This window comes from bacterium (assembly GCA_022616075.1).
GTDB lineage: Bacteria > Acidobacteriota > HRBIN11 > JAKEFK01 > JAKEFK01 > JAKEFK01.
Window position 1 is genome coordinate 35,351 of the sequence record JAKEFK010000368.1, and the last position, 10,514, is coordinate 45,864.

Annotated in this window: 13 protein-coding genes; all 13 read right to left on the bottom strand. The window is 47.9% G+C overall.

What is annotated here, in order from left to right; genetic code table 11:
* On the bottom strand, window positions 1-1,290 hold the full coding sequence (gene fliI, locus L0156_28500; GenBank protein ID MCI0606944.1) for a flagellar protein export ATPase FliI: 1,290 nt from the start codon (window positions 1,288-1,290) through the stop codon (window positions 1-3).
* A gap of 118 nt (window positions 1,291-1,408) precedes the next feature.
* Window positions 1,409-2,071 carry a type III secretion system stator protein SctL gene (sctL, locus tag L0156_28505; protein MCI0606945.1) on the bottom strand — a complete coding sequence of 221 codons (663 nt, stop codon included), beginning with the start codon at window positions 2,069-2,071 and terminating at the stop codon, window positions 1,409-1,411.
* A gap of 6 nt (window positions 2,072-2,077) precedes the next feature.
* Entirely contained in the window at window positions 2,078-2,905 is an 828-nt protein-coding gene (locus L0156_28510; GenBank protein ID MCI0606946.1) for a hypothetical protein, read from the bottom strand.
* Between the two features lie 149 nt (window positions 2,906-3,054).
* A complete protein-coding gene (locus L0156_28515) occupies window positions 3,055-3,549 on the bottom strand; it encodes a hypothetical protein (GenBank protein ID MCI0606947.1) in 495 nt (164 codons plus the stop codon).
* A 14-nt stretch (window positions 3,550-3,563) separates the two neighbouring features.
* Window positions 3,564-3,953: a hypothetical protein gene (locus L0156_28520; GenBank protein ID MCI0606948.1), complete on the bottom strand. Its 390-nt coding sequence runs from the start codon at window positions 3,951-3,953 to the stop codon at window positions 3,564-3,566.
* A gap of 66 nt (window positions 3,954-4,019) precedes the next feature.
* Window positions 4,020-4,430, bottom strand: coding sequence for a tetratricopeptide repeat protein (locus tag L0156_28525; GenBank protein ID MCI0606949.1), 411 nt, complete (start codon window positions 4,428-4,430; stop codon window positions 4,020-4,022).
* A gap of 41 nt (window positions 4,431-4,471) precedes the next feature.
* Entirely contained in the window at window positions 4,472-4,768 is a 297-nt protein-coding gene (locus L0156_28530) for a hypothetical protein (protein ID MCI0606950.1), read from the bottom strand.
* A gap of 94 nt (window positions 4,769-4,862) precedes the next feature.
* The gene (locus L0156_28535) at window positions 4,863-5,198 is read right to left on the bottom strand and encodes a hypothetical protein (GenBank protein ID MCI0606951.1); all 336 of its coding nucleotides are present in this window, start codon (window positions 5,196-5,198) and stop codon (window positions 4,863-4,865) included.
* 108 nt (window positions 5,199-5,306) lie between these two features.
* Window positions 5,307-6,008 (bottom strand): sigma-70 family RNA polymerase sigma factor, encoded by a 702-nt coding sequence (locus L0156_28540; protein ID MCI0606952.1) that lies wholly within the window; start codon window positions 6,006-6,008, stop codon window positions 5,307-5,309.
* Between the two features lies 1 nt (window position 6,009).
* The gene (locus L0156_28545; protein ID MCI0606953.1) at window positions 6,010-6,405 is read right to left on the bottom strand and encodes a flagellar biosynthetic protein FliO; all 396 of its coding nucleotides are present in this window, start codon (window positions 6,403-6,405) and stop codon (window positions 6,010-6,012) included.
* A gap of 141 nt (window positions 6,406-6,546) precedes the next feature.
* Window positions 6,547-8,043 carry a FliM/FliN family flagellar motor switch protein gene (locus L0156_28550; GenBank protein ID MCI0606954.1) on the bottom strand — a complete coding sequence of 499 codons (1,497 nt, stop codon included), beginning with the start codon at window positions 8,041-8,043 and terminating at the stop codon, window positions 6,547-6,549.
* A 12-nt stretch (window positions 8,044-8,055) separates the two neighbouring features.
* A complete protein-coding gene (locus tag L0156_28555) occupies window positions 8,056-9,015 on the bottom strand; it encodes a hypothetical protein (GenBank protein MCI0606955.1) in 960 nt (319 codons plus the stop codon).
* Between the two features lie 133 nt (window positions 9,016-9,148).
* On the bottom strand, window positions 9,149-10,514 hold a 1,366-nt coding region (locus L0156_28560), incomplete at its 5' end, for a hypothetical protein (GenBank protein ID MCI0606956.1).

The following is a 10,514-nucleotide window of genomic DNA, read 5'->3' on the forward strand; positions in this document are numbered from 1 at the left end:
TTACTCGTCAAAAAGAGCGCAAAGTTTGTCGACACATTCCCCAAAGGACATTTTTTCGTACAAACCCTGCTGAAGAAATTCGTTGACCTCATCAATTTTCTTGATCGCATAATCGACGCGCGGATCGCTCCCTTTTTGATAAGCGCCGATCAAAATCAAATCCTTCTGCTTTTCGTACGTGGCAAGTATTTCGCGCAATTTCCTTGATGCTTTCTTGTGCCTGTCTTCAGCGATTGTTTCCATAACACGGCTTACGCTTTGAGACACATCGATTGCAGGATAGTGACCGGAGGCAGCAAGAGGACGGGAAAGAATGATGTGTCCATCCAGGATGGAGCGGACTTCATCGGCGACAGGCTCATTCATGTCATCCCCCGCAACCAGAACGGTGTAAAAAGCCGTGATTGAACCTTTGCTGGAATTCCCTGTCCGTTCCAGAAGTTTTGGCAACTCTGAAAAGACGGAAGGCGTGTAGCCTGCTCTTGCGGGAGGTTCTCCGATGGCCAAACCGATTTCGCGCTGAGCACGCGCAAAACGCGTGGAGGAGTCCATCATGAGAATGACTTTCTTACCCTGATCGCGAAAGTATTCGGCAATCGCGGTCGAAACATAGGCTGACTTCAAACGCACCAGAGAAGGTTGATCCGATGTCGCACAAATGCAAACAGAGCGCGCCAGCCCTTCCTCTCCCAGATCTTTTTCCAAAAAGTCGCGCACTTCACGGCCACGTTCACCAATCAGTGAAATCACACTTACTTCTGCTTCAGTATTTCGGGCTATCATACCCAGCAATGTGCTTTTCCCTACACCTGCTGCTGCAAATACGCCGATGCGCTGCCCTTCTCCGCAGGTTAAGGTCGCATCAATGGCCCGAACTCCGACTTCAATGTGCGTTAAGATACGTTGTCTCTCGAGCGGATCGGGAGGAGGCTGCATCACGGGGTAATCGATAAAATCATCACCAACCAGATCTCCTTTATGATCCATCGGCTCGCCCAGACCATTCAAAACGCGTCCCAGCAGGCGCGGTCCGCATTTGACCGTTAGAGGAGCCCCAGTTGTGCTGACTTCACTGCCCGGACCGATTCCGCTTGTGTCTCCCAACGGCATAAGATACACAAGTTCATCCTTGAAGCCGACGACTTCTGCGCGGATCGGCTTTGCGCGATGAGCGCAACGAATATTGCAAACCTCACCAACAGATACACCGGGAGCAACTGCCTTCACCACAAGACCTGCTACCTCAACAACGCGTCCCTTCACTTCGACGGGAGATGCATTATCAATCATCTCCAGGTATTTCGAAAAATCAGGAGAAAGTAATGATTTGTCTACCTCGGCCATAATTCTTGTTTCCTGCGGGCGTGACGCCCGCGGTCCATAATGCAGGCGAGACGCCTGCGTTTTGTCAAGCTTTTGGCTGCAATAAGATTTTCTTCAACCGCTCCAACTGGGTTTGAAGCTGTGCTTCTACCGTACCGATTTCCGATTCAATGATGCAGCCGCCCCGATGAACCTTTTTGTCTTCCACCACATCGAGAATCCGCTGTCTCCCAAGAGTTTCCTGGAGTTCTTCCTCATTCTCCTTCAAAATCTTCGCATCTTCCGGATGAACGCGAATCGTGAGTTGCTTGCTCTGTCGAACCGTTTGCATCGCTTGTTTCACAATGCCAATAATCGTTTCCGGCTCCATCTCAAGTTGCTTGCCGATAATTTTTTCAGCGATCTTGAAAGCAAGATCCATTAAATCGCGGTTGGCATTTTTTATAAATTGTTCCTGTTCGGTTCGAGCCTTAACCATTAACTCTGTCGTTTGAGCAAGACCTTCCTGATAACCGGTGTCGTATCCGGTCTGGCGCTGTTTGGCGCTCTCCTCCTCCGCATTTCGTAGAATTGCCTCGGCCTCCCGCTGCGCTTTTTGAAGCAGCTCACGCGCTTTTGCGGAAGCCGAATAAACTTCACCTCGAATGATTCCATCTTGTTCAATCGAATCGCGGCCCAGGTCCTCTCGCAGATTACTCCCGGAGGTCTTATCCTTCTTGATTACTTTCACTACCTTGACGTCATCCATCAATGATTACTTTTCTACAACTTCTGGCAGGTTTGTAGCCGGCAATGCCGCTCGAAGCGCTTCCAGTTCTTTTCGCAACGCCATGGAAGATCGACCAGCCATTGCGATTATAAAACCAAATAAAAGCAGAAGGACGATCACAACAGCCGCAAGAATCTGGAAAGGGAATAATGAGTCTTTTGATAGTTTGATCGGTCCATAGTGGATCATATCCGGCTGACGGTCCGACGCGATTTCGGACGCGACCACTGCGACATCAGCAGGCTTTAATCCTTCTACGCTATTCGCAATCAAATTCCTCACATCTTCCTCTTTAAAAGGCACAGCGCCGCTCCTGTCCGGTTTATATTTCAATAAAACTGCAGCTTTCGTGATGGTCGGACCTTGCAACTCTTCTTTCAAAACGTCCGATTCAGGCAAAACTACATGGACGCGCGCTTCCACCACTCCGGTCATGGTGACCAATGTTTTCTCGAGTTCACCCATCACCGCCTGCATGTACATGGCCTTTTCTTCAACAGCTGTCGGAATCAGGCTTGTCTTGGCAAACACTTCCCCAAATCCTCTTTTTGGAGGCTTCGGCAGATTATTTGCCTGGAGTATCTCCCAGGCGTGGGACGCGTCCCCTTTAGGTACGGTCAGCGTAAAGGTAAGGACTTCCCCTTCGATCGGAACTTTTGTAGCGTGAATGCCATTGTTGGTTAACGTAACCACCATCTCGTTGGCCTGCTCTTCTGTTAAGCCGTGGTGCAGCTCCTGGCTGCATGAAATCATCACACTAAGGCTCAACACCATTCCGATTGCAAGAAACAACTGCCGAAACGTGTGTTTCATCAACTCTCCTTGATAAGAGGATTGCGACATGACTTCCTGCTCCTTATGAAGGAGGGGGCTAGGGGGAGGTTGGAAATAAGCAGAAACGCTTCCAACCCCCCTCTTACTCCCCCCTTCATAAGGGGGGAGAATCGCCAATCCGATCTCATCTACACCTGCATCTGCATTGTGGATTTGAATGAGGAAACGCCCTGTTCCACCATTTTGCAGCAAAGCGAAATCTCGTTAGTCAGTTGTCCAACTTCCGTTTGCATGGCAAGAAGCTCCTGAGGGGAAAAAGTCCTGCCGCTCATGGCCTGGTCCAGAATTTCTTTCAGGCGATTTTGGCTGCTCTTCATCCGGTCCACAACCTTCTCCAGGCCTTCCATGTCCTTGACCTTAGGTATCTCACCTGCTTTTTGTGTCTGATTTACCTGCTCCACTTGATTAGTCTTGTTCACCTGATCGACCTGGTTGGTGGACTGTTGCTGACTGATTTGCATATGCTCACCGCCCGGCTTGTTGACGGTGAATTCCTGACTCTCTAATTTCTGCCGAAGATCTTCAAACTTCGACATCTGCTCATTTGCATTTTGAAGCTGTTTGGAAGCTTCTTTGAACATTTCGGCGCCGGCTTTTCCAGCCCCGCCAATAGCGTCAACCATAAAAAATTCCTCCCTTAAGTCTTATTGCCCAATCGGGTAATTAAACTTTGCAATTTCGAAGACAAATGCTCATCCTGCGCGACAAACGGTGTGATTGTTTCGCGCAAAGCCGCCGCATCAGGACGTGACACAAAATCCTTGCCGAACATCTCCGTTAAAACCGTATCGACGACCTTTGCCGCAAGGGCTTCTCCTTTCAATCCTTCTGCTTTGGCAGTTTTAGCAACTTCACTCAGCCCCTTTTCGATCGAAGAGATACTTTGAGCTTGGCCTTTGGCTTTGGCTTTGGTGTCCTGCGTCTGCTGAACATGTTTTTCCGGTTGAAATTTTCCGACCTTTTTGTCGTCTCCTTTCGGTTCTGGAGGCGGCGGTCCGGAATAATTTCCCGGTCCTTTGATTTTCATAATCCGCTCCCCGGGCGGCTCTTTTCAGTGTAATGGAGATATTGAGATTTGATCTCCCTATCTCCCTTAAATCTTATTGAAAACTCCCATTTCTGCGGCTTTCATCAACTGCCGCGCCAAACTCGCATCGACTCCGTTAGGATCTTTCTCAACCACTTTTTTCAGTTCTGCAATCGCTTTGTCCTTCTGTTTCTTAAACAGCAGAACTTCCCCTAAATGGACTCTCGCGAATGTATTGCCCGGATCTACCTCTACCGCCTTTTGATGAGATTTCAGAGCCTCATCAAACCTGTCCAGATTGAAATAAGCATCCCCTAACAACGTATAACCGATCGATCTTTGCGGTGATAGAGCAACCACAGCCTGAAAGATTTCCGTTGCCAGTGCGTAACGATTGTTCGCGGCAAGACACTGACCCGCTTCGCACAAAAACTTCAGTTGATTGATTTCCGGTTTAATATCTGAAACTTTAGCCACAAGTTTCTCCTTGCATCAGGCCGGCATAAACCGGCGCGAGATTACTTCATGTTTTGAATTGCGTTTTTTGAAGCATCTGTCCGAGCTTTTTCCAAATTGGAAACAGCCTGATACATCATTGTTTCCAAAGATACTGCCCGCTGAAGCTCCAGCATTTTTCCCATTTCGCTCTGTCCGCTAAATGTCGGATCCGTTAACTTATTCGAAAAATCCGCCGTCTGCGCCTGGGTTTGGCTGATGACTTCGGTTAAAGGGCCGATCGCGTCAGATCCCGTAGCTCCTCCAGCGGAACCACCGGATTGAAGCCCAAAAGGTGTTGGTGCGTTACTAACTGGCATAAACTTAGCCTCCTAAAGTATTTGAACAGTATTATCGACAACGATCTTTCGAAAGTTGCTAAGCTCCGCAGGCGGGACGCCCGCGCCACTTTGTTTAACGAACAATTTTGCTGCTCTCGAGAATAGCAAGTGATAATGCATAAGCCTTTTGCACCTGTTCGGCATCCTTCTTCTCTTTCTCAGATCCCTTTTTTGAGACTTCACTGGCCGCGAGAAGAATCCGCTGCATTTCCTGTTGAAATGCCTTCGCCTCCTTTCCACCACCGCGACGGAGATTCGTTAATACGGGAAATACTGATTCTCTAATCTCAACTTTTATCGCTTTTCCCGGCTTCGCTGCGGGCTTTGCTTCGCTCTTACCTTTCGACCCGCCGTGGGCCGCTCCCACCGTGAATGATTTTAATTCCTCTTTCGATTTTTCTTTGGCCACAATACCTCCTGCGGTATTAAGCGTGTAACTTTAGATTTTTCAATGTTTTAATACATTCTACTTTACTCGACCGATCCAAAACCGTCAACAAAAATCCATCATCTTCGATCATTTCTTTCCGGCGACCGAGCTCCTTCCCGCGAACAATTTCTGCAGCTTTGAAATCGCTTTTGCATGGAGGCGTGAAGCCCAGGATTTTGAAAGCCCAAGCTGCGAAGCCGCCTGTTCCAGTGTCATATCCTTGTAGTAGTGGAACTCCAATAGCTGCCTCTCTTTGGGAGGAAGCTGTTCGAGCGCCCTTTTCAATTCAGCCTTTTCTTGCTTCAGCGCCACCTGTTCTACGGGAGACCGGCCCGTTTGTTCCTGTTCCAAACGGTCAATGGCGTCGGTGGTCAACATATAAATGGGAACCAAACCCGAAATCAAACCGACGACCTCATCCATTTCATCCTTAAGCGTCATTCTCCTTGTCTCTATCGATCCACGAAGAGTTTCGTCGGCCAGGAACTCGGTGGCGGCAGCTTCAAACTGCAATTTGGAGTTCTTCCGGCGAGTTATGACATCCATTTTTCGCAGTCCATCATACATAGCGCCCCTGATGCGGTAATAAGCAAAAGTTTTAAAAGAGACTCCGAGCTTTGAATCAAACCGGTCTGCTGCTTCCATCAATCCGATGCGTCCTTCTTGAACCAACTCATCCATTTCCAGCGGCACACGGAGGCGCTGCTTGATTTGAAAGGCAATCGACCGGACCAAAGGGGTATATTGTTCGATCAACTCTTCTTTGGAGAGTCCCTCTACTTTATTCATTCTACGAAGATTTCTGTTTAGAGAGAGTTTTCCTTAAAATCTCGGCAAATGAACCCTGTCTGGGGGCATTTGTTTCCTGGGATAGTATCTTTGCGCGGTCCAATTCCATGAGCACGTTGATCTGACCTTCCGCCGAGCCGAGCAGGTAAACCTTTTCTTGAACTTCTACAACGAGGAGGCTTTTTCGCTGGTCAATCGGAACTCGTTCGAGAACGCGAATGGTCCTGCTCCCATATTTTTGCGCGCCGGGAATGAGAAGCGGCAGGACTTTCCTCAGCATGAATACAATGAGCAAGAGCGTCAATCCAAGGAAGATCAACATCCGGAGGAAAAGCGCAGCAAAATTGATATCCTCCGGTGTGGTTGCTTGCTGGGCGAGCTGGAGTAAAAAAATCATCTAACTTTTCATCTCCCCCGTGCGCTTGAGGGACTTCGCGGTTACAAATGAAACCGCCAAGACGCCAAGACGCCAAGATAAAAACAAGAAATTCCTTTTGTCCTTGCTTGGCGCCCTTGGCGACTTGGCGGTTTCATATGATTAAACTTTTTTCAAAATGCGAACGATTTGAACCCCCAGCTTTCCTTCTACGTCCACAAGTTTTCCGCTGGCGATTACTTTTCCATCCACCGATAGATCGACTACTTCGGGAGGCATTTTTTCGAACTCAATGATTTGTCCTTCCTTGAGCGTGGAAAGTTCCTCAAGCGTAAAATTCAGCCGCGCAAATTCGACAATCACCGGTATTTCTAGGCTGGATAAAACTTCAGGCACTCCTTCAGCAGCAGGGGCACTCTCCGGCTTCTTTACCTCAGTCATGTGTCTCAAACCCTCCTGAAATACGCCATCAATGGTTATTTTCGCACTCCCTGCACCGTCTGAAAATAGCGATGCCTGGATGACTCCACGGCGCAACATTGAACTGTGAAGCCCGACCTTCCCCTCAACTTTCTCACCATCAAAGCTAACAGTAGCACGATCCAGAAGAATGATATCTCCTCCTTCCAGTATAGTAATCTGTTCGGGCGATAGATATGCCGCGCCCACATCCACGGAAAAGGAATAGTTCATCTTTGATATCCATGGCGCCCGTGAAAGGAAATCGATCTCCGTTTTATTATCAGCAAGGAATTCTGCCGGTAAGAAAAGTCCTGCATGCACCATTCCGATCTCTGTTCGGGTGCCAAACGCAATTTCTACCATCGTATTTTGATTCGAAAGTAATTTCAGGATTTCCGGCTCTTCCCGTGAGACATTCTGAAGTATAAAACGGGACTCGCGGAAAAACGGATTGAGGGTGGAAAGTATTTTACAAGTCATGTATTCGAGCAGGCCGGACTCCATTTCGGTCCACGCTCCCTGGCTCTCCTGGCCCATAAAGATTTTTTGTATCAACCATCGCGCCGATTCATCATCCAAAATCAAAGCGACGGTCTTCCCTGCCGGCTGCACTTGCATGAAAATGCCAACATGCCTGGGAGCACGAAATTCACGGCATTTGCGAACCGTTATGATTTCAATGTTTAGCGGGCGTTTCGCAATCGATACATCGACCGGAAGACTGACTTTGATCTCAAAGGGATCAATCTTGATCACATCTTCATTCTTCAAAACGACTTCACTGCCTGGCTCCAAACGAACCTGATTCAGCTGCGTTCCATTGTTGCTTTCCATGTCCTTCAGGTAGTATTCAAGGCCGCGCCTGAAAATCAAAGCATGCTTCTTGGAAACAATCGGAGATTTCAAAGGCACATCATTATCATTCGTTCTTCCGATGGAGATGGCCGGTTGCAAAAGCTTCCGGACTTGAGGTTTACCGATGTGGCCCACGGGTTTCACGATCAAACTAATCTCGATATCGTCCAGATTGAAAATATCGTAGTCCAGCAGGACGTCTCCAACGGCTTTCAAGATTTCTTTTAGCTCATCGGGCTGAGCAAGAAACGAGCTAGCACGATTCAAGATGGCTATATCGCCTCTGGCAAACTGTTCGAGCCCCTTAAACTGATATGCCGGATATTCCATAAGAAGGTTCAAAGGTTCAACTTTCTAACTGATACCAGATGGGCGGACTCGAGAAATAGAGGAAAATATTGAATCGACTTGTTGACTGTCGATTTTTCCTTTGTCGACTAAATCGCGAAGAATAACCAAGAGTTCCTGTTCCTCGTCTTGCCCGGTTTCCATTTCTATCATTGCTTCTAATACTATCATGCCGTAGGAACGAGGAAGACGCTGAGCAATTTTTCGGGCGGTTTCCTTTTCATTCTTCAGGCTTGCCCCTAATTTTGTCAATCCCACTTTCAATGTCGCATCCTCCATCGACATGGAAGCAAGATCGATTTGACTCAATCTCTTGGTTGCCAGTTTCACTTTATCCCCAGTATCGCCTGAAACAGTCTTGATTTCGTTCAGAAAATCCTCTTGAAGAGTGGGCGGAAAACGAACCACCAGGGCCGCAAGGGCATTTTTTCCGGCAATCGAGGAAGCTCGCGCGATTTCTCTTACGCCTACATGTCTAAGAAAGATGAACATCTCTTGTTGCTTTAAAAGAAAAAGAGTTTGAAGAGTCAGCTGAGCTTCTCCCCAGGGCGCTTGCATCGACGCAAAGCGCATTCCAAACAGTTGAAAAATGGCGTCCGAGGACTGTTGAGGCACATAAGGCAAAGCAACGGGCTGAGATTTTATCAACTGTTCGACTTCTTTCCTGTATTCCGGAGAGAGCCGGCTCAAAAGAATTGCCCGCACCTTGGGAGATTCTTTTTCGAGAGAGTCTGCAATCCAGCTGGGATGAACTCTTTCAAGATTCCTGTTTCGCACATGCTGAACGAGGTACCCGAGTAATTTGGATACCAGTGTCATTCGAACTTCTTTAGGAAAACGATCGTAGCGACGCGCTTCCTTTTGAACCATCTTGGCTCTTTCCTCAGTAAGAAAACTTAAAACTTGCTGGTCTTGCCCTTCATAGAGCAAAAAGCAATAAAGAAAAACCTGATCTTTTACAGTCATAAGGCTTAACGCGTATGATAACATGCATGGACCGCACTTTGACTCGAAGAGCTCTCCAGTAATTTGTAACGCCAGCTTCTAGCTGGCAAAAGACTTCGAGCTCTGCGAGGCGCTGGCCGGCTGGAAGCCGGCGTTACAAAGCGCGCAAACTCAAAGCCTGTGTTTCATAGCGTTGAATCAGTTTATTTCTAACAGTCTCGTCTCTGATAGCGCCGAGTTGCTTTTGATACTGCAGAAACGGAGTGAGATAGTCGATGCTCTGGAGTGGAAGGAAAAGGTTGAGAGCATCGGAGAGTACGCCGTACACTTCCCGTAATTCTTTACTTCGAGGATCTTTTTTCAGTGCTTGCGCAATTGGTTTTTCCCAATCTCGATTCAATAGCCCGCGGAAAAAATTTGTCCCGGTTGTGGTGAGGTGAAGAGCCTGTTTAATGATCTGCAATAGAGCCGGATTATTTGCGGCCCTTTGGCTCACAGCAGCGAGAATCTGCACAAAATGGCCATTCCGGAATGCGAGCAGCAGGTCGCTTCCCGTGCGAACCGATTCAATAACCTCGCTGCAATGGACATCCAATTGAAGATCCTCTATGTTTCGGGCAAACTCATTCACCGGCTTTGTCAGAAGTCCATCTGCAAAATTCTGCATCAACTCCAGGCCAGTATCGAGTATGAATTCGCGATCTTTTCGGGTTGTCGTTTTCTCGTAATTGGTCCTCCACCGGTTGCAATGTTCTTCAATCTCCCGAAACGGCGATGCAGCTTCGGAATGTTGGAATGATTGCGAGAAAGCATTGAGTTGTTTCCGGAAAGCGCCATCAACCAACCGTTGTAAAAATTCAAAACTCTCGAAACCACCAATATCAGCGTTGCGCATCTGCTCAACCATTGCGCGGGTATTCGGCAGATCGAGTAGAAACTGAATTCCTTGCTGGGCGAAATTCTTCAATTCGGGTATTTTTACTTTCAACAACGCTGATGGCAGTTTGTCATCTTGAAACACAACCGAACCTTTGTCGATGCCTTCCAGCAAAGTTGGTATCTGATGGGGAGGCAGAAAATCCTTTTGAAACTGCTGCAATAAGGTGTCTACTTTCACAAGAGGATCTGCAGGTCCAGAGAAGATTTCGGAGGCAGTCGCCTTCAAAACCTGAAACTGGGTTATCTCCGGTTCGATGTTTTGCAAAAACTCGTCACGCTCTGCCCGGCCGATTTCCACCGCCACGCTTTCCGGACCAAAATCATCCACGGCTTGTTGAATCTGCTTTTGAAAAATTTCCGTTTTGGAATCGCGCAACGCCACCAAATCCGAAGCCGCGGATTCAAAGAAACCCGTGAGCGGACGCGACACAATTTCACGCATCTGGTATTCGCTTAAACCGGCCGTGGTCCTTATGTCTTCCAGTAAATCCAGTTGTTTTTCTTTCGGAATCGTCGAATCAATGAGAATGTCGATTGTTTTTTCTCGCAATTGATTGGGATTGATCAGCGCATGACCCTCA

What these genes read in the sequence shown, in the direction of transcription:
- sctL (MCI0606945.1), bottom strand. Translation starts at nt 2,071, where the DNA reads ATGGATGACGTCAAGGTAGTGAAAGTAATCAAGAAGGATAAGACCTCC.
- fliI (MCI0606944.1), bottom strand. Translation starts at nt 1,290, where the DNA reads ATGATTGATAATGCATCTCCCGTCGAAGTGAAGGGACGCGTTGTTGAG.
- L0156_28540 (MCI0606952.1), bottom strand. Translation starts at nt 6,008, where the DNA reads ATGAATAAAGTAGAGGGACTCTCCAAAGAAGAGTTGATCGAACAATAT.
- L0156_28530 (MCI0606950.1), bottom strand. Translation starts at nt 4,768, where the DNA reads ATGCCAGTTAGTAACGCACCAACACCTTTTGGGCTTCAATCCGGTGGT.
- L0156_28555 (MCI0606955.1), bottom strand. Translation starts at nt 9,015, where the DNA reads ATGACTGTAAAAGATCAGGTTTTTCTTTATTGCTTTTTGCTCTATGAA.
- L0156_28510 (MCI0606946.1), bottom strand. Translation starts at nt 2,905, where the DNA reads ATGAAACACACGTTTCGGCAGTTGTTTCTTGCAATCGGAATGGTGTTG.
- L0156_28545 (MCI0606953.1), bottom strand. Translation starts at nt 6,405, where the DNA reads ATGATTTTTTTACTCCAGCTCGCCCAGCAAGCAACCACACCGGAGGAT.
- L0156_28520 (MCI0606948.1), bottom strand. Translation starts at nt 3,953, where the DNA reads ATGAAAATCAAAGGACCGGGAAATTATTCCGGACCGCCGCCTCCAGAA.
- L0156_28515 (MCI0606947.1), bottom strand. Translation starts at nt 3,549, where the DNA reads ATGGTTGACGCTATTGGCGGGGCTGGAAAAGCCGGCGCCGAAATGTTC.